The sequence below is a fragment of the Streptacidiphilus sp. PAMC 29251 genome (assembly GCF_054208735.2).
Genome location: NZ_CM135725.2, coordinates 5,154,656 through 5,177,798 on the forward strand (window position 1 = coordinate 5,154,656; position 23,143 = coordinate 5,177,798).

At 70.4% G+C, this 23,143-nt stretch carries 19 protein-coding genes and 2 pseudogenes; 13 read left to right on the top strand and 8 right to left on the bottom strand.

Translation table 11 applies throughout. The annotated features are described in order from the left end of the window. The first annotated feature begins 68 nt into the window (after positions 1-68). The 8 genes and pseudogenes from ACXKR8_RS24310 (at position 69) to ACXKR8_RS24345 (ending at position 6,753) form a co-directional block, all read left to right on the top strand. A complete protein-coding gene (locus ACXKR8_RS24310) occupies positions 69-812 on the top strand; it encodes a phosphatase PAP2 family protein (RefSeq protein ID WP_458266689.1) in 744 nt (247 codons plus the stop codon). A gap of 118 nt (positions 813-930) precedes the next feature. After that, the gene (locus ACXKR8_RS24315; protein WP_458266690.1) at positions 931-1,590 is read left to right on the top strand and encodes a response regulator transcription factor; all 660 of its coding nucleotides are present in this window, start codon (positions 931-933) and stop codon (positions 1,588-1,590) included. After that, entirely contained in the window at positions 1,587-2,447 is an 861-nt protein-coding gene (locus ACXKR8_RS24320) for a sensor histidine kinase (RefSeq protein ID WP_458266691.1), read from the top strand. Before ACXKR8_RS24315 ends, ACXKR8_RS24320 begins: the two co-directional genes overlap by 4 nt. Positions 2,448-2,741: 294 nt before the next feature. Beyond that, positions 2,742-3,932 (top strand): IS110 family RNA-guided transposase, encoded by a 1,191-nt coding sequence (locus tag ACXKR8_RS24325; protein WP_458266618.1) that lies wholly within the window; start codon positions 2,742-2,744, stop codon positions 3,930-3,932. 48 nt (positions 3,933-3,980) lie between these two features. Next, positions 3,981-4,832 carry an IS5 family transposase gene (locus tag ACXKR8_RS24330; RefSeq protein ID WP_458266692.1) on the top strand — a complete coding sequence of 284 codons (852 nt, stop codon included), beginning with the start codon at positions 3,981-3,983 and terminating at the stop codon, positions 4,830-4,832. 88 nt (positions 4,833-4,920) lie between these two features. After that, a pseudogene (locus tag ACXKR8_RS24335) lies at positions 4,921-5,094 on the top strand (IS701 family transposase); the annotation flags it as partial. Between the two features lie 198 nt (positions 5,095-5,292). Beyond that, positions 5,293-6,279, top strand: a pseudogene (locus ACXKR8_RS24340) (IS701 family transposase); the annotation flags it as partial. Positions 6,280-6,333: 54 nt separating this feature from the next. Then, positions 6,334-6,753, top strand: a complete 420-nt coding sequence (locus ACXKR8_RS24345) for an ATP-binding protein (protein ID WP_458275075.1) — start codon at positions 6,334-6,336, stop codon at positions 6,751-6,753. A gap of 17 nt (positions 6,754-6,770) precedes the next feature. Here ACXKR8_RS24345 and ACXKR8_RS24350 read toward each other — a convergent pair whose 3' ends face one another. Continuing rightward, positions 6,771-8,381 (bottom strand): phospholipase D family protein, encoded by a 1,611-nt coding sequence (locus ACXKR8_RS24350; protein WP_458266693.1) that lies wholly within the window; start codon positions 8,379-8,381, stop codon positions 6,771-6,773. 362 nt (positions 8,382-8,743) lie between these two features. Here ACXKR8_RS24350 and ACXKR8_RS24355 point away from each other — a divergent pair, with 362 nt between their 5' ends. Then, on the top strand, positions 8,744-9,820 hold the full coding sequence (locus ACXKR8_RS24355; protein WP_458266694.1) for a sodium-dependent transporter: 1,077 nt from the start codon (positions 8,744-8,746) through the stop codon (positions 9,818-9,820). Here ACXKR8_RS24355 and ACXKR8_RS24360 read toward each other — a convergent pair. Beyond that, complete coding sequence (locus ACXKR8_RS24360; RefSeq protein WP_458266695.1) at positions 9,792-11,804, bottom strand: hypothetical protein; 2,013 nt, start codon at positions 11,802-11,804, stop codon at positions 9,792-9,794. The genes ACXKR8_RS24355 and ACXKR8_RS24360 overlap by 29 nt on opposite strands. A gap of 221 nt (positions 11,805-12,025) precedes the next feature. Here ACXKR8_RS24360 and ACXKR8_RS24365 point away from each other — a divergent pair, with 221 nt between their 5' ends. Further along, a complete protein-coding gene (locus ACXKR8_RS24365) occupies positions 12,026-12,826 on the top strand; it encodes a COG4705 family protein (RefSeq protein ID WP_458266696.1) in 801 nt (266 codons plus the stop codon). 73 nt (positions 12,827-12,899) lie between these two features. On the opposite strand, the gene ACXKR8_RS24370 is transcribed toward ACXKR8_RS24365, so the two are convergent. From ACXKR8_RS24370 to ACXKR8_RS24380, 3 genes are all read right to left on the bottom strand, one after another. Further along, the gene (locus tag ACXKR8_RS24370; protein ID WP_462099833.1) at positions 12,900-14,483 is read right to left on the bottom strand and encodes an alkaline phosphatase family protein; all 1,584 of its coding nucleotides are present in this window, start codon (positions 14,481-14,483) and stop codon (positions 12,900-12,902) included. Between the two features lie 807 nt (positions 14,484-15,290). Then, positions 15,291-15,500, bottom strand: coding sequence for a hypothetical protein (locus ACXKR8_RS24375; RefSeq protein WP_458266698.1), 210 nt, complete (start codon positions 15,498-15,500; stop codon positions 15,291-15,293). Further along, the gene (locus tag ACXKR8_RS24380) at positions 15,500-16,258 is read right to left on the bottom strand and encodes a COG4280 domain-containing protein (RefSeq protein ID WP_458266699.1); all 759 of its coding nucleotides are present in this window, start codon (positions 16,256-16,258) and stop codon (positions 15,500-15,502) included. The genes ACXKR8_RS24375 and ACXKR8_RS24380 overlap by 1 nt, the downstream gene beginning before the upstream one ends. A 315-nt stretch (positions 16,259-16,573) precedes the next feature. On the opposite strand from ACXKR8_RS24380, the gene ACXKR8_RS24385 reads away from it, so the two are divergent. Together ACXKR8_RS24385 and ACXKR8_RS24390 are read left to right on the top strand one after the other, a co-directional pair. Continuing rightward, complete coding sequence (locus tag ACXKR8_RS24385) at positions 16,574-17,902, top strand: putative hexosyltransferase (protein WP_462099834.1); 1,329 nt, start codon at positions 16,574-16,576, stop codon at positions 17,900-17,902. Positions 17,903-17,999: 97 nt separating this feature from the next. Beyond that, positions 18,000-19,709 carry an MFS transporter gene (locus ACXKR8_RS24390; protein WP_458266701.1) on the top strand — a complete coding sequence of 570 codons (1,710 nt, stop codon included), beginning with the start codon at positions 18,000-18,002 and terminating at the stop codon, positions 19,707-19,709. A gap of 157 nt (positions 19,710-19,866) precedes the next feature. Here the strand turns inward: ACXKR8_RS24390 and ACXKR8_RS24395 are convergent, their stop codons facing one another. Continuing rightward, positions 19,867-20,721, bottom strand: coding sequence for a DUF1206 domain-containing protein (locus ACXKR8_RS24395; protein ID WP_458275076.1), 855 nt, complete (start codon positions 20,719-20,721; stop codon positions 19,867-19,869). A 144-nt stretch (positions 20,722-20,865) separates the two neighbouring features. Further along, positions 20,866-22,011, bottom strand: coding sequence for a hypothetical protein (locus ACXKR8_RS24400; RefSeq protein WP_458266702.1), 1,146 nt, complete (start codon positions 22,009-22,011; stop codon positions 20,866-20,868). 341 nt (positions 22,012-22,352) lie between these two features. On the opposite strand from ACXKR8_RS24400, the gene ACXKR8_RS24405 reads away from it, so the two are divergent. Further along, entirely contained in the window at positions 22,353-22,751 is a 399-nt protein-coding gene (locus ACXKR8_RS24405) for a hypothetical protein (protein ID WP_458266703.1), read from the top strand. Here the strand turns inward: ACXKR8_RS24405 and ACXKR8_RS24410 are convergent. After that, positions 22,748-23,131, bottom strand: a complete 384-nt coding sequence (locus tag ACXKR8_RS24410; protein ID WP_458266704.1) for a BlaI/MecI/CopY family transcriptional regulator — start codon at positions 23,129-23,131, stop codon at positions 22,748-22,750. The two genes, ACXKR8_RS24405 and ACXKR8_RS24410, sit on opposite strands and share 4 nt — an antisense overlap. Positions 23,132-23,143 lie beyond the last annotated feature (12 nt).

Sequence of the window (23,143 nt, forward strand, 5' to 3'; positions counted from 1 at the left end):
CTTAGCTTAGGCATACCTTATCTGGCCCGGTCGGTCTTATTGTCTACAACGGAGTAGACAATGGGGGCATGGCATCGAGCGAGCGAGCCCGGCGCAGTGCGCCGGGTGCACGGATCATGGTGGGACTGCTCGCAGCGGCCCTGCTGGCAGCACTGGCGGTCGCCGTGCTCGCCCACGGCGGAAGGCCGTTCGGCCTCGACCGTGCGCTGCACCACTGGGCGCTCGTCCACCGCAGCAGCGCGCTGACCGATGCCGGGGTCGCCCTGGCGGACACCGGCACCGGAGCTCCCGCCTACGCCCTGGCGGCACTCACGGGGGCCGCGGCGACCGGCAGCCGGCTCTGGTGGTGGCGCGGCGCACTGGTGGGAGTGGTCGCACTGGCATTGGCGGAGGCACTGCGGATCTCCCTGTCCACGGTGATCGGCCGCGCCCGTCCGCCCCGGGAGGACTGGGCGGCCTCGGCTTCCGGCTATGCGTTCCCGTCCGGGCACACCACCGCATCGGCACTGATCGCCATCGCCCTGGCAGCCGCCCTGCTGGCCCGGTTCCGCTCCCCGGTGGTGCGCATCGTCGCTGTGGCCGTGCCGGGTCTGTGGGCGCTGGGCGTCGGGGTCGACCGGGTGTATCTGCGAGTGCACTGGCCCACCGACGTCCTCGGCGGATGGCTCCTGGCCGCGGCGCTCGCCTCCTTCCTGCTCCCGGCGCTGGGCCGGTTGCTGCACGGGCTCAGCCAGTCGCCTGCCCAATGGCCCCCCAGGCGATGGCGACCACGACAGGGGGCTGCCGAACCGGCACCGGATGCAGACCGGTGACCACCAACTCGGCACCTGTTCCCGACGGGAAGGACCCGATGGCGTGGCCCGGTCCATCACGCGTCAGAACCGCCCTGGTCGCGGCTTCTGCCGCCGGGCGTCAGCAAGGATGGGGATCATGAGGATCCTGGTAGTGGAGGACGAGGTACGGCTGGCGGCGCGGATCGCCGAGGGACTGCGCGACCAGGGCATGGCGGTGGACGTCTGCCACGACGGCGCCCAGGCCCTGGCCAAGATCGCCGCCACCTGCGGCTACGACGTCCTGGTGCTGGACCGCGACCTGCCCGGGCGCAGCGGGGACCAGGTCTGCCGGGAGCTGACCGGGGTGTCCGGGGCGCCGATGGTGCTGATGCTGACCGCGTTGTCCGGCCTTGATGACCGGATCGACGGGCTGTCCTCGGGTGCTGACGACTACCTGGGCAAGCCGTTCTCCTTCGCCGAACTTACCCTGCGGATCCAGGCCCTGGGTCGCCGGGGCCGCTCGCATGCGGCCGTGCTGACGTCCGGCGACCTGACCATGGACACGCTGCGTCGAACCGTGCATCGCGACGGGCGGCTGGTGGCGCTGACGGCCAAGGAGTTCACGGTGCTGCAGATCCTGCTGGCCGCCGACGGGGCGGTGCTCAGCCAGGAGCAGTTGCTGGAGCGGGCCTGGGACGAGCACGCCGATCCGTTCACCAACACCGTGCGGGTGACGGTGAACCGGCTGCGCCGTAAACTGGGGCCGCCCGAGCTGGTGCAGACCGTGGTCGGCGCCGGCTACCGGATCAGCGCGTGAGGGCTCTGCGCGGGCCTGCGCTGACGATCCGGGCCCGGCTGACCCTGACCTTCGCGGCGCTGTTCACGGTGGGCGGCGGCGTCCTGGTCCTGGGTCTGACCACCGCGTTCTACCACTTCATCTTCCAGCCCCTGCCCGATGACCAGATCCCGAGCAGCCTGGATCCGGACCACGGCCACTTCGTCGGACTGAGCGACCAGATCCGCGACGCCGCCGCCTCCCACCTGCTCCAGGTCGCGCTGGTGCTCCTGGTCGCGGTCGTGGCGACCTCCGCGCTGGTGGGCTGGTGGGTGGCCGGCCGACTGCTGCGGCCGATCGCCGCCATCACCGAAGCGGCACGCGGGGCCGGCCGGACCACGCTGCACCGGCGGCTGAACCTGACCGGGCCTCCGGACGAGCTGAAGGAACTCGGCGACACCTTCGACCGGATGCTGGAGCGCCTGGACGCCGCCTTCGCCGCCCAGCGCCGCTTCGTCGCCAACGCGAGCCATGAGCTGCGCACCCCCCTGGCGCTGACCCGGGCCGCCGTCGAGGTCACGCTGGCCAAACCGGAGCCGGACCAGGGCCAGTGGCGCAGCATGGCAGCCGATGTCGCCGATTCCACCGCGCGGGCCCAGCGGTTGATCGACGCCCTGCTCACCCTCGCCCGCTCCGAGCAGCGGGTCATCGATCCGCAGGAGGACGACTTGGCCGACATCGTTGCCGAGGCGATGGACCGGATCTCCGTCCGCTGCCGTGAGCGGCAGCTGCGGGTGGAGGCGACGCTGGGCGCCGCGCCGTTGCGCGGCAATCTCGAGCTCTTGGCCATCGCCGTGTCGAGTCTGCTGGACAACGCCGTTAAGACCGACCGGCAATAGGCAGTCGCTGTCGAGTGATCGGGTGGGGTGGATGCAGTGCGGGCACGGGTCCAGGTGATCATGGAGTCCTACTTTTCAAGAGGGTTCGAACTGGTCACTCGTAAGATCGGTGGGCCCGGGGGCTCTGGGTATGGCTGTCATGGAGGAGCCGATCGGATGGCTCAGAGAACATGGCCGCCCGGAGCCCCGCGACGACCCGACCGCCAATTGGGATGTGCGACTTGATCGCTCTGTAGGACTACGTCGGCGAGGTCGTCTGCGGGATTTGTTGACGACAAGCTGACGGAGGTAGCTGTGCCGCAGGTCTGGGCCGGAGTGGACATCGGCAAGGAGCATCACCACTGCGTGGTGCTCAACGAGCGGGGCGAGCGGCTGCTGTCGCGTCGTGTCCTGAACGACGAGCCGGCTCTGCTGGAGTTGATCCGCGACGTCCTGGGCATCGACGGGGATGTGCTGTGGGCGGTGGACATCAACCACGGCGGCGCCGCGCTACTGATCGGCCTGCTGCTCAACCACGACCAGCCGATGGCCTACCTCACCGGTCTGGCCGTCCACCGTGCCACGGGCACCTACCGCGGCGAGGGAAAGACCGACGCGAAGGACGCCTTCGTCATCGCCGACCAGGCCCGCATGCGCCGCGACCTGGGCCGGCTGCGGCCCGGCGACCCGATAGCGGTCGACCTGCGCATCCTCACCACCCGCCGCACCGACCTGGTCAGCGACCGCACTCGCCAGATCAACCGGCTGCGTGCCCAACTGCTGGAATACTTTCCCGCATTGGAACGCGCACTGGACCTGACGAACAAGGGTCCGATCGTCCTGCTGACCGGCTACCAGACCCCGGCCGCCATCCGCCGCACCGGGGCCAAGCGCATCGAGTCCTGGCTGCGCAACCGCAAGGTCCGCAGCTCCGAGTCGTTGGCGAAGACCGTGCTGGAGGCGGCCCAGGCCCAGCAGACCGCACTGCCCGGCGAGAAGCTCGCCGCCGCGATGGTGATCCGGATGGCCAAGGCTGTGATGGCCCTGGACGAGGAGATCGCCGAGCTCGACGCCCTCACCGAGGCGAGGTTCCGCGAGCACCCGCACGCCGAGGTGATCCGCAGCCTGCCCGGGATGGGCAGCCAGCTCGGGGCCGAGTTCCTTGCGGCCACCGGCGGTGACATGGATGCCTTCGCCAGCGCCGACCGCCTGGCCGGCTACGGAGGCGTGGCCCCAGCTCCCCGGGACTCCGGACGGGTCAGCGGCAACCTGCACCGCCCCCGCCGCTACCACCGCGGCTTGCTGAGGGTCTTCTACCTCTCCTCGATGGCCAGCCTGAAATCCTGCGCGGCTTCGCGGATCTTCTACGACCGAAAGCGCGCCGAGGGCAAGGGGCACAAGCAGGCCCTGATCGCGCTCGCGCGACGACGGGTGAACGTGCTGTGGGCGATGCTCCGCGACGGAGCGTGCTACCAAGCAATACCGGCAGTCACGGCGGCTGGTTGACAACGGCATTGGGATGTTCTCTACGCTCAGTGATCACGAAGGACGGCCGTGCCCGCGTTGCCATCTTGCCTGCTCGAACCCCTCTGGGACCAGTTCGCTGCGCTCCTGCCCGCCCGTGGCGAGTTCGCCGCGGACCATCCGCTGGGCTGTCACCGACGCCGGGTCCCGGACCGGACGGTCTTCGAGCACATCGTGCTCGCGCTGGTCCACGGCTCGGGCTACGAGCGGATCGCCACGCCCGGATGCTCCGACCGTACGATCCGACGCCGCGTCAAGGAGTGGGCCGGACTCGGGATCGCTGAACAGGTGCACGCCCTGGCCCGGGAGGCGTACGACCGCATGATCGGTCTCGGGCTGAGTAAGATCTCGGTGGACGGCTGCATCACCAAGGCCCCGTCCGGCGGAGACAAGGCGGGGCGATCGCCGGTCGACCGGGGAAAGCAGGGATTGAAGCGCTCCGTCGCCTCCGACGCTTGCGGTGTTCCGCTCGGGATCGTGTCCGACGGGGCCAACCGGCACGACTCGCCCCTGCTCGGACCGACCCTGGAAGCGGCGAAGGAGCAGGTTGGCGCGCTACCGGAAGCGGTCAACGTCAACCTCGACCGTGGCTACGACAGCGCCAAGTCCCGCGCACTGATAGCCGAGTTGGGGTTCACATCCGAGATCGCACGCAAGGGTGTGCCGGCACCGATCCAGGCCGGAAAGCGCTGGGTGGTCGAGCGCACCCACTCATGGATGAACGCCTACGGCAAGCTCCGGCGCTGCACGGAGAAGAGCGGCAGCGTCGTGGACTTCTACCTCTACCTCGCCGCCGCACTCGTCACGCTCCGCATGCTGATCCGCCGAGCGGCGAGCCGCTATCGCTGGGACGGACGCCCAACCACCCGTCGCCTCAAGTGATCCATTTGCCGGTCGGTCTAATACTGCAACCGCATCTGGGCGTGACTTTGAGCGTGGGTGCTCGTTGGTCTGACTGTGTGCCAATGAGTTGACGGTTGAGCAGGTCGAGTCGTGGTCCGAGGGGATAGCCGGGTTTCATGCCCGGTTCGCCCGTCATTTCGGTAGGTCGGAGCCCCGCGAGCGGGCGTTGGACTACCTGAACGGGTTGCTCGCGCCCCTGGAGCGGAAGAACGGCTGGACGGTGGCCGAGCAGGTCGGGCAGGTGCGTCCCGACGATGGTGTCCCACCGAGTGGTGTAGCCGATCTTGAGGTCCGAATCGGCAGGTCGCAGGCGGTCTGATGCCCCATCGGACCGTCAGACCCCCGCCACCAGCGGGGAACCGGCCCCGAGCCGTCCGGGCTGTCGCGCGTACCCAAGATCCAGCCCGCCGGGCTGCATGATCGGCTACACCACTCGGAGGGACATGACCGTCCCGACGGCGTCCAGCGGTTGCTCAACCACTCCGAGTGGGACGCGGATGCGGTGCGCGATGACGTGCGCGGCTTCGTTGTGGAGAGCATCGGCGCCAGGGACGCCGTGCTGATCGGCGACGACACCGGATTCCTGAAGAAGGGCACGAAGTCCGCAGGCGTCCAGCGCCAGTACACCGGAACCGCGGGCCGCACCGAGAACAGCCAGATCGGGACGTTCCTGGCCTATGCCTCGAGCAGGGGGCGGGCGTTGATCGACCGCGAGCTCTACGTCCCCGTCTCGTGGACTGATGACCGCGCACGCTGCCGGGCCGCGGGGATCGGGGACGAGGTCCCCTTCGCGACCAAGAACGAGCACTTCAAGTGGATGCTGCAGCGCGCCATCGACGCCGGCATCCCCTTCGCATGGGTCACCGCCGACGAGGCGTTCGGGCAGGTGAGGCACCTGCGCGCCTGGCTGGAGGAACGATCGGTGGCGCACGTGCTGGCCACGAAGGTCAACGACATCGTGACCACCGCCCACGGCAGGGCCGCGCAAGTGGACCAACTGATCGCCGACCTGCCCCGGCAGGCGTGGAAGCGCCTGTCGGGGGGCCGGGGCGCACACGGCGAGCGGATCTACGACTGGGCCAGGGTCGCTGTCCGCGAGACCTGGGAGAACGGGTTCGGGCACTGGGTCCTGACCCGTCGCAGCGTCAGCGACCCGAGCGAACTGGCCTACTACGTCTGCTACGGACCGGTCGCCACCCGACTGAAAGACCTGGTCAAGGTGGCTGCGGCCAGGTGGGCGGTGGAGGAGTGCTTCCAGACCGCGAAGGGCGAGTGCGGCCTGGACCACTACCAGGTACGGCTCTACCGGGCCTGGTACCGCCACATCACCCTGTCCATGGCCGCCCTCGCCTACCTGACCGCCGTCCGCGCCGAAGAAGCCCAAAAAGGGGAAGCGCCGACAATGCGGACGAGCTCATACCGCTGAGCGTCCCGGAGATCCGCCGGCTGATGGGGCACATCGTCGTTGCAGCCCACCACCATGCCACCGAACACCATCTGCACTGGTCACGCTTCCGACGACGAAGCCAGGCCCGCGCCCGCAACTCCCACTACAAACGCCGAGGACACAACCCCCAGATGCGGTTGCAGTACTAAGTACTCCGCTCTGGGTGGGCTGGTGCAGGTCACCACCGCGCAAGTGTCTCCCGGCTGGGTTTCGCTGATCGTGGGCAACGGCGGCGAGGTGCTGACCGCGGACCAAGTTGAGCTCTTGTTCGAGCCCTTCCAGCGTGGCAGGCGCACCCGTACCGGCTCAGCTGACCCCGCTGCTGTGGCCGGTGCCGGGCTGGGGCTGTCGATCGTTCGCGCAGTGACCACGGCCCACGGCGGCCGCGCCACCGCCACGGCCCGTCCCGGTGGCGGCCTGACGCTCAGCCTGCTCCTGCCAGCCAGTGGCTGATACGGGCTGGTGCGGTTTCAGAAGGCGTCCGTACGGCGCATCGCGCGTGGGCGGCCGTCCGGGTCGGCGATCAGCCGTTGCAGCGGAGTGCTCAGCAGGGTTGTCGTGCGTGACAGGGCCGGCGTGCGGTAGCGACGCAACCGTCCGGACGGGCGCGGGCCCGCGCGCCCGGCGGTGTGCCACGCGTCCAGCGCTGCGGCCGATTCGTCGAAGGCGCGAAAGGCTGCGGCAGGGTCGCACAACACTCCGGCTGCCTCCGTATCACTGTCCAGATCAAGGTGTTCGCGGCCCAGAGTGAGACGCAGGTCGCGTGCGTAGATCCTGGCTCGGTCACCCAGGCCCCCTGGGTCCTGCGGCTGGCGCAGGTCGGGGGCGTCGTCGAGGACCGCGCAGCTGAGTTCGGAGTCGTGGGTCCAGGAGCGGCGGTTGACGTTGTCGGAGCCCACCGTCGCCCAGACGTCATCGATCACGCAGACCTTGGCGTGGACATAGACAGGGGTGCCCGCGTGGTTCTCCACCCCGTAGACCGCGAAACGGTCACCGCCCGCCTCGCGCAGCAGCCGCAGCGCCTCGATCCGGCCCAGTACGTTCATCGGTCCGGCCAGCCTGCCGTCCTGGTCGGGGTGAAGCGGGACGACGGCGACCATCCGCAACTGCGGCCGTGCAGTCAGGGCCTCGGCGAAGCTCGCCACGATGGGTGCGGACCACAGGTACTGGTCCTCCAGGTAGACCAGCGCCCTGGCCCGGGCCAGGGCCTTGCGGTAGGCGCGGGCGATACTGCGCTCGCCCTGCGGGGCGAAGGGGTAGCCGCGGCGCATCGCCGGGTAGGTGCGCAGCAACTGCACCGTGTGGGTGCCGCCGGGAACCGGGGCGGGGTCGGCGGGCTGCGGCGGGAGCGGGCCGGCGACGATGTCCTGGCGGTGGATCAGCTGGCGCAGGCGACCTGGAAAGCTGCGGCTGAGCGGGGCGGGGTCCTGCCAGCGTTCGCGGAAGACGGCCTCGACGTCGCCGACGGCGGGGCCGCAGACCGCGAGTTGCAGGTCGTGCCAGGGTGGTCGGGGGCCGTAGGCGGCGGACATCGGCTGGGCATGCGGGTCTCCGGCGTGGTCGGCGTCGTCGCGGCGGCTGTGGCACAGGTCGATGCCGCCCACGAACGCGACATCGTGTTGCGGGCGGCCCGGGTGGCGCAGCACCACGAACTTCTGGTGGTGCGAGCCGCCGGGCCGCACCCGCATGTCGAGCAGGCACTCGCCGCCCGCGTCCTCGATCTCCTCGCCGAGGTGGCGGTTCTCGCGCTCGCTGAACTGAAGCCGGTCCAGGTGCGAGCGCCAGACCAGGCCCTTGACCACCACCCCGCGCTCCGCCGCCCGGCACAGCACCTCGCCCACCGAGTCCTCCTCGTCCAGGGGCTCGTCCGGGTCGCCGCGCCAGTCCGTGAAGAAGAGGAGGTCACCGGCCTGCTGGCGGCGTACGGTGGCGATCAGCTCAGCGAAGTAGCTGCGGCCGTGCACCAGCGGGCGCACCAGGTTGCCCTCGGACCACGCTGCCCCGTCGGCGTGCCGGGCGTCGATCAGCGTCGCCGGATTGCCCCGCTCGGCAGCGGTCAGCAGCCAGTCCTCGCGTCTCATCCCTTGCCCCTTCCCCGTCCCGCTGGGGGCAGGCGCTCAGGAGGGCCAGCTCGCCCAGAACCACAGGACGACGGCCTGCGCCAGGAAGAGCACGGCCTCCTCACCCCGCGGCGAGCACAGCCAGGACCACGCCTGCTTGGTGTGTTGCATGGGCCGTCCCCTTCCATTCGTCTACAAGAGTGTAGACATGCCTCGGTAGGGGACGCATAAACCACCCCGTCAGGTGATCATCCGCTCTGTGACGTGACATCAGGACCGCAGCCGTGATGCGGTCGTAGCCCTCTGCGGGAATCGGCGCCGACGAACGGGGGCCAACCGTGGCCGCGCAACCAGACCACCGAAACAGCCCTCTCCAGCAGGTCGTGAGGGCGCTTCAGCGCCAACTGCTGTGGATCATGATGGGGGCGTATCTGCTCGCCGGACTACTTCCAGGCCCCGGCCAAGTGCTGCGCGCGGTGCCCCTGGCCCGCTTCGGCACGGCCGACTTCCCCCTCCAGGCCGGCCTGTTGTCCCTGGTGGTGTTCAACGCCGGGCTCACCGCCAAGGCGGAACACCTGCCCGCGCTGCTTCGCCGGCCCGGACCGCTGGCCCTGGGGGTGGCGATCAACGCCCTGCTGCCCACGCTGCTGCTGGCCTTGGCCTCGGTCGGCGCCCAGGGCTGGCACAGTGCGCGCGAGGCGCAGAGCCTGCTGGCCGGACTGGCGCTGGTCGGGGCGATGCCGGTAGCGGCGGGGGCCACCGTCTTCGCCCAGGGCAGCGAGGGCAGCACCACGCTCAGCCTGGGCCTGGTCCTGGGCTCCACCCTGCTCAGCCCCTTGACCATCCCGCACGGCCTGGGCCTGGGTGCCCTGCTGACCACCGGCTCCTACGCGGCCGAACTGCAGGGTGCCGCGCAGTCGGCCGGGAGCGTGTTCGCCGTCCTGGCGGTCGTGCTTCCCTGTCTGCTGGGCCTGGTGGTCGGCCGACTGCTCAGCCTGCGCGGCGACCTTCTGGCACCGGCCCTGCCGGTGATCCGACTGGCCAACCTGGCTGTGGTGGTCACCCTGAGCTACACCAACGCCTGCGGCGCGCTCCAGCAGGTCATCAGCAAGCCCGACCCGGACTTCCTGCTGCTGGTCGTACTGGCGGCCGCGCTGATGTGCTCCTTGTCCTTCCTGTGCGGGTGGGTCATCGCGGGGCGGCTGAACTGCGGCCGCGCGGACGCCGTTGCCGTCACCTACGCCTCGGGGATGAACAACAGCAGCGCCGGCGGCGTCCTGGCGGCGACCCGGATAGCGGACCACCCGGCGGTGCTTCTGCCGATCCTGGCCTACAGCCTGCTCCAGAAGATCCTGGCCGGCTCCGTGGGCCGGGTCCTGCCACCCGAGCGGGCGGCAGGACCTGAACAATTCGTCGACCGGCCGGTGCCGGTCAGCGGGTCCACTGGGGACGCAGGGTGACGCTGAGGATGGTGCGGTATTCGGCCCGCTGCGCGGCCGGGACGGTGTAGAGGCCGGCGGGATCGGTTCCCTGGACTGAGCCGGTGACCGGCAACGGCTTGGGCGTGGAGTAGCCGGCGAACAGCATGGTCAGCGTGCCGTTGCTGTTCTGGACCACGGTCGGGTCGTAGACCCGGCCCGAGTAGTAGCCCGACAGGCCCAGTGCACCGCCGCCGGTGGCCTGCTGGGCCAGGGCGGAGAAGGTGTAGTCGGTGCCGATGAGCTTCTGCGGGGCGCTCCAGTTCTTTCCGTCCCTGGAGGAGGAGTAGAAGATCTGGTTGAAGGCGTCGCTGTCGCCGTCAGAGGCGTAGGCGCCGGACAGGAACAGTCCGTAGCTGCCGTCCGGGTTGGTGATGATCGTGCCGCGCGAACCGACCCACCGCAGCACCGAGTCGCTGGTGGAGGCCGGGCCGTTCAGGCCGGAGACCTGGCCCAGGTCGGTGAAGTGCACCCCGTCGTAGGTGTAGGCGGCGCGCACCACGGAGTAGTCCTCGTTGTTGCCGTACAGCGACTTGGGCTTGTTCTTGCCCTCGCCGATCGCCGCCAGCTGCGCGTAGGGGACGGTCGCCGCGCCGGGGGCGCCGACGTTGCTGCCCTTGGCCACCGCACCGGTCCCGCCGGTGCAGCCGGTCAGGTCGGTCGCGTCCGCGCCGGTGCAGCTGACCTGGACGATGCCCGCAGCGGTGCCCAGGCTGACCGTCACCGCGCCGGTGGCCGTCTTGAGGCCCGAACTGTCCGCCACCGGGATCGTGGCAGCGGGCAGCGTGACCGCTGCGGTGGTGGTGGTCGGGGTGAAGTAGTTGACGATCTTCTCGGTGTAGAGGACGGCGACGCTGCCGCGCGGCGCCCCCTGGTAGTGCGGCAGGGTGCTGATGATGCCGTCCGGGGCGATCAGACCCGAGGTCTGCGCGGCGGCGGTCGCCGGGATGACGGCATCGGCCTTCACCGCGTCGCCGACGGCCACCTGCACGCCGGCCGCGTCGCGGGTGGTGCAGCCGGTCAGCGCGGTGGTGGTCGCGGCCGCGTCGTTGCAGTCAACGGTGTGGCCGTCGACGGTGAAGTGGCCCGGCTGCTCGAAGTTCGCGGTCGAGCCGACGCTGACGGTGACGCCGGCGCCGGTGGGGCCGGCCGGGATGCTGACCGCGGCGGTCGCTGTGCTGCTGCCGCCCATGCCGACCGGCTCGACGGCCGGGAGCCCGGCCAGCGGGTTCCCGCCCTTGGGGGTGAGCTTGTGGACGATCATGTTGACGCCCAGCGCGTCCCCGGTGGGACGGCTCAGGGTGTAGAGGACCTGGGCCCGCTTGCCGCTGCCCGCCTGCCCGTTGCCCCCGTAGCCGGGGACCGTCAGCACGAAGGCGTGGCCCTGGCCGTCGTCGTCGGTATTGCCCGTCGCGCACAGCCCCGGGTTCTGCTCCAGCGCCTCGCCGGTGTACTTCCAGGTCCGGCCGTGGTCGGTCGAGGTGGCCGAGACCACCGCCTCGTCGGTGTCCTTGGGCCGGTAGTCGAACAGCCCGGTCAGCGTGCGGCCGCCGTCGTCACTGGTGACGAAGGGGAAGTAGTAGGGCTGCATCGGCAGCACACTGCCCTTGGGCTGGCGCAGCACCGTGCCGGTGGCGGGGCCGGTGCCGTTGTCGGTGGAGCAGTAACCGGTCAGCGGCCCCGGCGTGCCGGTCACACCGCTCTGCGCGGGGACGGCCCCGGTCCCGGCGGGGTCGACGGCCGCGTTGGGGTAGGTCACCCCGCCGACGGAGATCGAGGAGCCGAACGCGGAGTCGCCCTGGGCGAGGGTCCACGGGCCCCCCTTGACCTGGTCCACGACCGGGGTCCCGATCGAGTAGGTGAGGTGCCCGCGCGGGTGCCAGTGGCTGCTCTGCGGGACGGCGGCGACGCAGGAGAGCGCGGCCACGCCGACAGCTGCTGCCGTCGCGATACGGCGACGAGTCATGGGGAGCCCTTCGAAGGGGGGTCGGAACGGGGAGTCGGCGTGATCCTGACCCCTGCGCGGGGCCGGCGGCAGGGCCCGCAGACAGTGTTCACCGCGTGTTCCGGGGAACGACGGCATCCCGGCACCGGGGCGCTGACAAGTTGAGCGTGTTACCTGGGTGTTAGGTCCCTCATGCGAGGCTGGGACGGCCTATACCAGCGCGAGAACGGTCTCCTGCCCCCATGTCCTTGTCGACAGGCCAGATGTCCCACCGCAGGACAGGAGTGCCCGCCCGGCACGCCCTGAGCAAGGTCCCCGAGGTGACCCTGTTCTTCTGGATCACCAAGGTCCTGACCACCGGCATGGGCGAGACCACCTCCGACTTCCTCGCCTCGCACATCGACCCGGTGATCGCCGTGGGCCTGGGCTTCCTGGCCTTCGCCGCCGCGATGGCCCTGCAACTGCGCGCCCGCGCCTACAGCGCCGCGATCTACTGGACCGCGGTGGTGATGGTCAGCGTCTTCGGCACCATGGCCGCTGACGTCCTGCACGTCCAGTTCGGCATCGCCTACACGGTCTCCACCGCGTTCTTCGCCGTGGTCCTGGCCGTGGTCCTGGTCGCCTGGTACAAGGTCGAGGGGACGCTGTCGATCCACAGCATCCACACCCGCCGCCGTGAACTCTTTTACTGGGCCACCGTGCTGACCACGTTCGCGCTGGGCACCGCGGCCGGCGACTGGACCGCGATGACGCTGCACCTGGGCTACTGGGCCTCCGGGGTGCTGTTCACCGTGCTGATCGCCGTTCCCGCGGTGGCCCACTGGCGCTTCGGCCTCAATCCCATCACGGCGTTCTGGTTCGCGTACATCATCACCCGCCCGCTCGGCGCCTCCTTCGCCGACTGGATGGCCGTCTCCCACTCCCGCGGCGGCCTGGGCTGGGGCACCGGGCCGGTCAGCCTCGCCTGGGCGGCGGCCATCCTGGGCTTCGTGGTCTACCTGGCCGCCTCCCGCAAGGACGTGGCGCAACCCGAACCCTCCTGACTGACGGGGTGAAGTACGGCGGAGCCGGGCCCGCGAGGGGCCCGGCTCCGCCGTACCTGCGTGTTCCCTGGCGTCAGCGCACCGGCAGGACCTGGGTGCCCTCCTCGCGCACGGCCTTGAGCTGCCGCGGGTTCAGACCGAGCAGGGCCAGGATGGTCGGGGCGATCTGTGCGGTGTGCACCGGTGCGGCGTCGGTGACCTGGCCCGGAGTGCCCGCGCCGGAGACTACCAGCGGCACGTTCAGGTCGTCGCCGTGGTCCCCGCCATGCTCGGCGACCTTCTTGGTGCCGCCGGTGTACACCACGCCGTACTGGGCGATGCCGAACAGGTCGGGCACCCGCGCGTCGCCGGGCTTGACGCCGAAGTAGCCGGCCGCGTCCGCGCCGGCGTAGAGCTTGGCCAGGCCGCTGTGGTCGTACGGCTTGGCGGCCTTGTTGATGTCGGTGCCGGTGCCGCTCTGGGCCAGGAGGTACTTCTTGGCGAAGTCGCTGGCGGCCTTGGAGCGGTCGGAGAGCCAGATCAGCATGGCGTCGTCGTCCACCGCGTGCACCACCAGGGCAGGGGCCTTGGGGTGGAGCTTCTTCCAGGCCGCGTCCAGGCCGTCCAGCAGCGGCCCGTCGTCGATCCGGTTCAGGGCCTTGGGGTCGGTGGGTGACTGGCCGTGCTTGGCGGAGAGAATGACGGTGGTGCTGGCGTCCAGGTGCTGCTTGTGGATCTCGGCGGTCAGCGCGCCGATCTGGGCGTTGACGTAGTCCAGGTTGTTCTGCAGCAGCGGCCCGGGGACGCTGCTGGCGGTGTAGCCGCCGGCCAGTCCGTCCGAGCTGGGCAGCTTCTCGGCGGTGGAGACCGACTGGAAGTTCAGCCCGAAGATCCCGGGGGTGCCGACCTTGTGGGTGCGCGCGTGGTCGTAGCCGTCGATCTCGTTGAGGACGGCCTGGACCTTGTAGGTGTCGTACTGCTGGGTGGCCTTGTTGTCGGTGGTCCAGTCGTTGCCGGCCGGGTAGCCCAGCGCGTCGGAGTTGATCTCGGGGGTGAACAGGTCCTGGACGCCGGTGCCCGAGGGGCCGTCGAGGATGTCGTAGGCGGCGTGCTTGTCGGACCAGGCGGTGCGCAGTCCGGCCTGGCGGGCGACCTCGAAGATGGTGTTCACCTGGAGGTACTGGTTGGGGTAGACCGGCTTGCAGGTCTTCGGGTCCACCGGCAGCTTGGCCGGGTCGATGAGCTTGGTGGGGTTGCCGGTCATCGACAAGATGCCGCCGGGAAGGTTCTTCAAGCCCTGGCCTGCGTCGATGGACGCCTTGTTGAGGTCCAGGTCCTCGGTGAGGTCCACCTCCACGCCGGGCTTGGCGCCCTTGCAGTCGGTGGTGCCGGCCGGGAGCAGGGCGGCGTTGTAGGTGTCGTCGTAGTAGATGCCGGTGGTGCCAGGGCCGCCGCCGGTGGCCTGGGCGACCATGCCGGGGAAGCTGTCGGAGGGGTTGGTGGTGGCCGCGTCGGTGTACTGCACACCACCGCGCACCAGCCTGGCCAGCGCCGACTGCGGGTGCCGGGCGGTGTACCAGGCCAGGTCGGACTGGTGCAGGCCGTCGACCGAGATCAGCAGGACGTGCTTCGCAGCGGCGGTCCTGGCCGGCGCCGGGGGTGTGCCGGGGAGCCGCACCGGCCTGAGCGAGAGCAGCTCCGCTGAGCAGCCCGGTGGCGCTCAGGACGGCGGCAAGACGGAGGTGGCGACGCTTCACGGGTACTCCAGGGGTAGGGGCAGCGACCCCGCTTGACGAAGGGGACGCCGCGATCCTGTCCCCGCAGGAACGCCAATGGCACAGCCCGGCGGGACAGTTCACGCGCTGTTGGGAGTTCCGACACGGCCAGGCCACCGCCGCGCTGACAAGTCGCGCCTGTTATCCGGGCGTTAGGTGCCCTCGTGCATAGTGGTCTGATCGCACAGGCCACTCGCAGGCTCGGTGAGACCCAATGAGACCGGATCGAGAAGCGGGACCCCGATGGTTTGCCCGGGCATCGCTGGGGAGTAGGGAACGGCCGACGCGGACGAGGTGTTCGCGGGTCACTGCACTGGCCCAGGCCCAGCATCGCGGCTGCAGTAGATCATCCAGCTGGTGCGCAGACACTTCATGGAATGCCCGCTGTCGCCCGGGCGACGACGGACACGCACACGACGATGTGCTCAGGGCGGCGACGGCGAAGACGACGGCGCGGAATTCGTCAGCAGGTGGTGGCCGGCGCTGGGACGAGCTGGCGATGCACATCTGACGAAAGGACCGGACATGCCTCAGTTCGCGCTCGCTGATCACCCGGCCCCGTTGGGCGTACTCCTGATCGTGCCGCTGCTCATCGTCATCGTCGCCATCGGCTTCTACTGGAACCGGCAGCCGTGACGCCTGCCGCCATTCCAGCAGGACCGCGCCAGCGGTCGGTAGGACCGGCTGGTCCTACCCGACCGCCCTGTCCTTCAACTGCGGCGGTGGACGGACAGGGCCCGTCGCAGAGAAAGCCCCAGAAGAACGGCGGCCACGGCCGGAGGCAGCCACCAGGCGTTGATCCCGGTGTGGGCGAGTGCGCTGGTGGCAGCCAGCGCCAGGACCACGCCCACCGCGACGCGCCAGTCGTCGCCGACGACGAAGTCGTACCAGAACGCGGCCAGGGCGCGCAGGCGGGTCATCACGGGTTTCCTTTCGCAGGGCCGAGCGGCGTCGGGGCTGTGCGTCGGAGCAGGGCGGTGAAGGCCAAGGCAGTCAGGACCACGGCGGGCACCAGCGCCAGCAGTGCGGCGTCCGAGCCGGGCCAGTGGGCTCCTGCGCCCTCCGTGGACCAGAACAGCCCGAAGGCGGTGAGCATGGCGCCCACCGCGAACTTCAGTGTGTTCTCCGGGACGCGTGCCAGCGGGGTCCGGATTGCGTAGCCGGCAGCGGCGACCAGGACGACGGCCGCGGCAGCCCCGAGGGCGGCTGCGGGCAGGTCGCGCTGACCGTTGCCGAAGGTGACCACGATGAACACGACTTCGAGCCCCTCGAGCAAGACCCCCTTGAAGGAGAGCGTGAAGGCGTACCAGTCCCGCACCCGGCCCCGGCCTCCGGCCGGGGCCGCGGCGGCTGCCGCGACCTCCCTGTCATAGGCGCCGGCCTCGTCGTGCCGGGCTTTGATCCCCGAGGCGCGAAGGACTGCTTTGCGCAGCCACTGCAGTCCAAAGACCAGCAGGAGCGCGCCGACGATCAGCCGCAGCGCACCTAGGGGAATCACGCCGATGGCCGGACCCAGCGCCACGACGGTGACAGCGAGAGCGGCCAGGGCGACCAGGGCGCCCTGGAGGGTGGATCCCCAGTGCCGTGCAGTACCGGCGGCCAGGACGATGGTAAGGGCTTCGACGGCTTCCACGGCACTGGCCAGGAACACCGTGGTGAACAGGACCCAGGCGGTCATGCCGCGGTGCTTGCGCGCGGTGAGGTGTGGGCGGCTGTGAACGCGTCGTGCGGGTGGGTGCCGTGGAGTCGCCGAACGCGACTGTCTACATTCATGTAGACGTCATAACCGGAAACCGGGTCCTGCCGCAAGGGCGGCCGCTAGGTTGCTGCAGTGGCCACCGCGTTCCAGCCCACTGGCCGCCGCACTGGCACGCGCACGATGAAGGGGAACCATGTGACGGCCTCTGGCGCCGCCGCTTCGGAGCATCACTGGGTCGAGCCCACTGACCATGCTCCCCCTGTTCTCGATGGGCCCTTCACTTGGCGTCTGCGTGTGCCGGCTCCGCGGCGCGCCGGGCGGTACGTGGAGTTCTGCGCAAGATCGGTGGGCCGCCCGGTCGTCGCGGTCCCACTCGCCGTGCTGGGCGTGGTCCTGACGGCCCTGGTCGGTGCATGTGCGCCGAACGATCACACCGTTGCGGTGCGGCTGCCGCTGTCCGTGCTGCCGCCGCTGTCGGCGGGGGCTTCGACGCTGGTGATGTGCGGTTCCATCGCTGCGCAGGCGCTGGGTCTGCTGGGCATGCTCGTAGCCCTGCGCCGAGGATGGCAACCCGGTGTCCCGCGGTTGTTCGCAGCCGGCACCGCAGCTGTGCTGCTGTGCAGTTCCTTGACGCCAACCGGCTCGGCGGATGTCGCGAGCTATGCCGCTTACGGACGCCTGGCCGCACTGGGCGCCGATCCCTACCGCGCCGACCCGGCGGCCGTGGGTGCAGCTTACGCGCGCCTGGTCAGCCCGAGCTGGCTGCACACCCCGTCGGTGTACGGGCCGGTGGCGACCTGGCTGCAGGAGGCGGCTGCCGCGCTCGGCGGCGACCGGCCCTGGCTGACGATCTGGCTGCTGATGCTCGCCAACGGCGCCGCGTTCCTGGCCACCGGGCTGCTGCTGGTGCGCGTGGCCGGCGACAGGACCCGCGCTGCCGTCCTGTGGGTGGCCAACCCCGTGCTGGTGGCCCAGCTGGTCGCCGGCGGTCACCTGGACACCTTCGTGGCCGGGCTTGCCATGGCGGCCGTGGCGCTCTCCGTCCGGGCGGGCACCTGGCGTCGGGATGCGGTCGTGGGCGTGCTGATCGGGCTGGCCTGCGGGGTGAAGGTGAGCGCGGGCCTGGTCGGCGCGGGTCTGGTTCTCGTGCTGCTGCGCGAGCACGCCTGGGGCCGGGCGCTTCGCCAAGGCGCCGCCGCGCTGGCCAGTATCGCGCTGCTGTACAGCGGATACGGCGTCCACGCCCTCGCGCCGCTGGGTACTGCTGCCCGCCTGGTCTCCGTTCCTTCGCTGTGGCAGGCCGTCCGCTACCTGGGAGACGCGACCGCGGGTGCGACCGCGACGCAGGCCGGCATCGGGCTCACCTGGCCCCTTGCGGCCCTGGCCATCGCCTGGCGGCTTCGGGGCCGCCTTCCGCGGGTGGCGCCTGCCGTCCTGGCCATCCCCTTCGTCCTGACGCTGGCCTGGGTGCTTGCCGCTCCGTGGACGATGCCCTGGTACTGCGCCGTCGGGTGGTCCTGCGCAGCCCTGCTCCCGCGCAGTGCTCTGGTGGGCTGGCTGCTCGCCGCCACGACCCTGCTGGCCCTGGTGCACAACACCAGCGGCCGGGGATGGGCCTGGTGAGGCCACAGCACAGCACCCGACTTCCTGTCACCACTCCCCCTTCTTCCCGGGGCGCTGCACCGGCGTCGACCGACGATCAAGAACCGAAGCAAGGCTGATGATCCAAGAGCTGCCCGCGCTGATCGCCCCTCACCCGTGTCCGCGCCCGGAGGGGACCGCCGAGGCGCCAGGCGCCCCGCCTCGGCGCGAACGCACCCGCCGGCTGCTGTCCTCGCTGTATCGGCATCCGGTGGTGGTGTCCGCCCTGCTCGCGGCCCTGCTCCAGCTGGGGTGGGCCTTGTGGCTGGCCACCAACGGCGGCGACATGGCTGCCCAGTACGCCTGGGCGCAGTTCGCCGCCGCCCACCCTGGTTCGGCCTACGACCTGGCCTGGTACGGGGGCATGCACCCGGTCTCCTACAGCGTGCTCACCCCCTACCTGATGGCCTTCGCCGGGGTGCGCGCGACCGGAGTAATCGCCGGCACCCTCGCCGCGGCCCTGTTCGCCAGGCTGCTGACGCGCTCCGGCGTCTCCCGGCCGATGCTGCCGGCGCTCTGCGGTGCGGTGGGCCTGGCCTGCAACACGGCCTCGGGGCGCATCACCTTCGCGGTCGGCACCGCCCTGGCACTCGCAGCCGTCCTCGCCGCCCTCGGAACAACTGGACGTTCCGCGCGCAGGGCCACCGCGGTCGGAGTACTCGCCGTCCTGGCGACGCTGGCCAGCCCCGTGGACGGATTGTTCCTGCTGGCCCTGGCCCCCGCACTGTTCGTGACCGGACGCCGGGCGGCCGCCTGTGTGCTGGTCGCAGGGCCCGCCCTGGTGGTGGGGAGCACGGCCCTGCTGTTCCCCTTCTACGGCGTGCAGCCCTACACCCTTATCCAGATCTTCCTGGTCCTGGCCACCACGCTGCCGGTCGCGCTGCGCGCACCGGCCACCTGGCGCGCGGTGCGGATCGGCGCGTGGACCTACGCCTTCGGCAATCTGCTCACCGTCCTGATCCCCTCGCCCATCGGCAGCAACGTGGAGCGGCTCGCGCTGCTGTTCGCCGCATCGGTCCTGCTGGCCGCGGCCAAGGCCACCGCAGGGCGCCGGGCCCGTGCGCTGTGGGTGGCGTTCGTTGTCGCACTGTCCTGGCAGGGCGTCCAACTGCTCATCGACACCGCCGTCTCCGCGCCCGCTGCAGGCTGGACGCAGTACGCCAAGCCCCTGGCCTCTGAACTGGTCCAGCTAGGCGCCCAACACGGCCGCGTCGAGGTCGTCGGGACGCGATCACACGTCGAGGCATCGAGCCTGGCCGCCACTGTGGAGCTCGCGCGCGGATGGAACCGCCAGGCCGACCTCTCCCGCGATCCACTCTTCTACCAGGCCACCATGGCCGCAAACGCTTACCACGCCTGGCTCCGGGACTGGGCCGTGGGCTACGTCGTGCTGCCCGACACGCCGTTCGACTACGCCTCAGCCGCCGAGGCCCGCATCGTGGCAGCCGGTCAGCCCTGGCTCACACCCGTGTGGAGCGATGCGCACTGGAAGGTCTACCGGGTCACGGACCCCCTCCCGCTGGCTGATGCACCGGCCGCGGTGATCGACGCGGGGCAGGCCGAGCTGACGCTGCGTGTTCCCTCGGCCGGCACCGTGCTGGTGCGGATCGCCTGGTCACCGTGGCTGTCGGTACTCGGCGCCAACGGGGGGTGCCTGGCCCCCAGCGGCCCCTGGACCCAGCTGACCGTGAACGCCCCGGGAACAGTGCGCATAGGCACCAGTTACGCCCGCTCGCCAGGCAGCTTGTGCCCAGGAACCCGTGCGCACAACGCACAGAATCCGCCGTGATGAGCTCATCGACGACTCGGCCAACGAGCCTGTCCCTATGGCGAATGGGACGGCCATCTCAGTGGGGCGAGCACGCCCCGGCACCGATGGACGTGGCGGACAGGGCGAGACATCCGTCCCGCCTCGCCCCGGTGTCGCAGGACGTAGGAGCAATCGATCAGAGCTTGCGCCAGCGGGCGGAGGCGAAGGAAAAGGCTCCGAAGAGCACCAGGCCCAGCGCGATCAGTACGAGCAGCCAGGGGCCGACGGGGGTGTGGGCGAAGCTGCGCAGGGTGGCGTCCATCCCCTTGGCCTGGTGGGGGTCGAAGCGGATGGCGGCGATGACGATGAAGACTCCTGCGCCGGCGAAGACGGCGCCGCGGGCGGTGTTGCCCCCCATGCCCAGTGCGGTCACCGTCTTGCGGGTGCGCGCGCTCATCGTCGCAGTGTCCAGCTTCTTCAGGAACTTGCGCCGGATCGCGCTGACCGCGATACCCACCCCGACGCCGAACAGCACGACGCCGGCGATCGCCACCAGCACCTGGCCGCCCGGGAGCTTGAGCGCGGACGAAGTCCAGTCCTGGGACTTGGCGTTGCTGCCCGACTGGCCCCCGTTGCCCGCGGCGTAGGCGGCGGTGCCCCAGCACACGGAGGCGTAGAACACCGCGCGTGCGGCACTGAGGACCCGGCTGCCGGTCTTCTTCCTGCCGCCCTCGCCGAACACCGCCAGCGAAGCGCGCCACAGGGTCATGCAGGCGAAGCCAACCACCAGGATCCACAGCATCGCCAGGCCGAAGGGCTGGGCGGCTACCTGGTGCAGGGCTCCCTGGCGGTCCGCCTCCGCACCGCCCTTGCCGAACGCTATCTCCATGGCGAGCACGCCGATCAGGACGTAGACCACCCCTCGCGCCACGAACCCCGCCCGCCCCGCGGTCCGCAGCGCACCCTTCTCACTGGGGCGCGGAACTGATGAGGACGGCGTGCGGCTCGCCGCCCCGGTCCGCCCTCGGCTCGCTTGCGACGAAGCCACGATGACCCTCCCTCAGACACGGGTGCGCCGCGCGCACCGCCTCCCCTCCCGCCTGCCCACAGGCCTGCGGCGCACGCCGGTTCCACCGTCCGCGTATTCGATCCCGGTGGGAGGATCCAGCACTCAGGGTGGACACCGGTGACACGGTTACGCCTGCCCTGTCTCGGAGCCTGCCAGTTCGGCGCACCACCGCTGTGGTAGCAGGAGCACCCCCCCAACCAGCACGAGGACCAGCCATAGGCGAAGATTCCCCAACAGCGCCGCGTCGTTGGTCAGGCGCGGTGCCAGGTAAAGGGCGACGAAGCAGCCGAGCGTCCAATAGGGGGTCGGGTGCCGCAGTCCGAGCAGTTCCCAGCACAGGGCGCCGAAGAGGATCCCGGCCGTGTAGTAGTCGTAGACGCCGGGGTCCAACACGATGCGCGCACCGATGCCCAGCAGCAGCACGGCGGGCCAGCGGTGGCGCAGCACCGCCAACAGGCCCAGTGAGCAGCCCAGCACCAATTGGGCCATGCGGTCCCAGGAGGGTGTCCCCGCCGTGGCCACGCCCAGCGCCCGCAGCGCGGAGGAAGGTTCGTTGACGATGGCGTACTGCGCCGCCCCCAGCGTGCCCGGGTCGGCGACCACGAAGGGCAGCCACGACAGCAGCACCGCGGCCAAGGCATAGACGGCCACATAGCGGCGCCGGGTGCGGCCGGCGACCAGGACCAGCGGCAGGAAGACCAGGGCCCAGGGCTTGGAGTCCGCGGCCAGTCCCAGGCACAGTCCGCACAGCGCCGGCGAGTCAGCGGCCAGGGCCCGCACGGCGAGGGCGGCGAAGAGCAGCGCCAGCACATCGTCGAGGTGCCCGTAGTGCACCGCCAGGGACTCCCACAGCACAAGGAACGCCGCACCGGCTACCAGCAGGGTGCGCAGCAGCGGCTGCGGCCTACGCGCCAGGTCCGGGTTCAGCAGCACCGCGGAGCGCTCCAACAGGTGCAGGACCATCAGGCCGCAGGCCGACATTGCGAGTTGGGCGGCCAGGAGTCCGTTCGCGGGGCCCACCATCCGCAGAGCCTGTGCGCAGACCAGGGCTACCGGGCCTATCTGCAGGTCGGGGTAGTTGGCGTAGAGGTGCATCCCTCCCGGCGGCAAGGCTCTCGAGCCGTCGAACAGCAGGGCGCTGCCGTGGGCGAAGTAGTGCCAGGAGTAGCCGCCTCCAAGCAGGTCCAGCAGGAACCACAGCCCCGCCCATCCGGCGAGCACCCAGCGGTACTTGTGGCCGAGGCGCGGTTCCTGGGTCGCGGGGTTCCCCATGCCTGCCTCTCCGTGCGGTTGCCGTTGGTCCGTCGCAAGGCAGGGACGCGTCGGACGGAGGTCGGGTTGCCGTCTTTGTACGGGAACAGCATGAATGGTGCTCTTACTGGCCTCTTTCTTTGCTTTCCGGCCCGGGGAGGGAACCTCCCGGAACTCTACAGCGTGTAGTAGTTTGAGTGGGGCGGTCGCCGCTCCACAGCCCGCCGTTCCGTGCGATGTTCGCCCTTCCCCAGGGCGCACCGCCACGAGCGGGGCGAGCGGCGGCCGCACGACCGCGGTTGATGCCGCTTTACGGCTCAGGAAGGAACCCATGCCGTACCTGCGCAGCACCAAGGTGAGCTATGACTGATCGTGTATCCCTGCGCCCCGGTGGACACATGGAGCGCCTGACACAGGAGCTTGAATCGGCAGTCCGTAGCGGCCGCACCGACGGGCTTCTCGCGCTGACCAGCACTAGCGCGAGCGGGCACGGTCGGGCGGCACGCCTGACCACTGCGGTCTCAGCACTGGCGCAGGGCATGGAGCACGCCCGGGAGCATGAGCGCCGGTCAGCCTCGTTCGCAGCCCAGGGACTTCGCGAGGTACTCACCGCGATCAGGGCACACATGCAGGTCCTGCAGCAGGTGCCCGAACTGCCGCAGCAGGCGCGCACAGCACTATTGGCGGACCTGGACGGCGAAGTCGCCCGGCTCTCGGAAAGGCTCGACGCCTTCGCCGCTTCTATCGACAGAACGGGCTAACGGCCCTCGACGCCTCGCAGCAATCGCTGCAGCAGCATCTCGTCCTCACCACTGAGAGTGGAGACGAACCGGGCCAAGACGGCTTGGCGATCAGTACCTTGATCGAGCAGGGAAACCATCCGCTGGGCGGTGTCGGAGGCCTGGTCACGCACCGGCGCGAAAGCATACCCCCGCCCGCACCGCTCCCGGGTCAACTGCTCCTTCCCCACCAGTCGCGACAAAATGGTCAGCACCGTGGTGTACGCCAGCTCACCGTGCAACCGCTCACCGACCTGCGCTGCCGTCAACGGGCCGCCGGCGGCCCACAGCACAGCCATCACATCCGACTCCAATGCGCCGGCCGGCCGCCGACCTGTCGTGCTGCGCCCGACATGCGGCACCCTGAGCCCCTT